The following is a 363-nucleotide window of genomic DNA, read 5'->3' as shown; positions in this document are numbered from 1 at the left end:
AACGAGCCTGCTTCGTTCAAGCGTGGCACGTACGTCCGACGTATCGTGGAGGGCAGAATGTTGACCGAAAAGGAGCTGCTTGCAATTCCCGAGAAACATCGGCCGAAGGGCCCGGTGACGCGGCCCCGCATTGCGGTCCTCGACGTGCCACCGATCACGAAGCTTGGGACCCTGCTGACGCTGATGTGTACGTCTAAAGAGCGCGAACACGATCTGGACTAAAAGTAGTTGACGAAAAGCCAGAACCTGATATGATTCGGGTTCTGGCTTTTTCTTTAGGCACAATGGACGAACACGACGCGTACCATGAGGGGAGATTGGCGGCTATGGTCTACAAACCTGCCTCCTACAACCCGTATCCGC

Annotated in this window: 1 protein-coding gene; it reads left to right on the top strand. The window is 55.6% G+C overall.

From position 1 onward, the window contains the following. Window positions 1-222, top strand: a 222-nt coding sequence (locus AC1RPR_RS08500) for a hypothetical protein (RefSeq protein ID WP_481763515.1), incomplete at its 5' end; no start/stop codon positions are given. Window positions 223-363: the final 141 nt, after the last annotated feature.

This window comes from Dellaglioa sp. CoH-57-MRSF-22 (genome assembly GCF_056781895.1).
The sequence above is the reverse complement of the archived record's forward strand: the minus strand, read 5'-3'. Positions and strand labels throughout refer to the sequence as shown.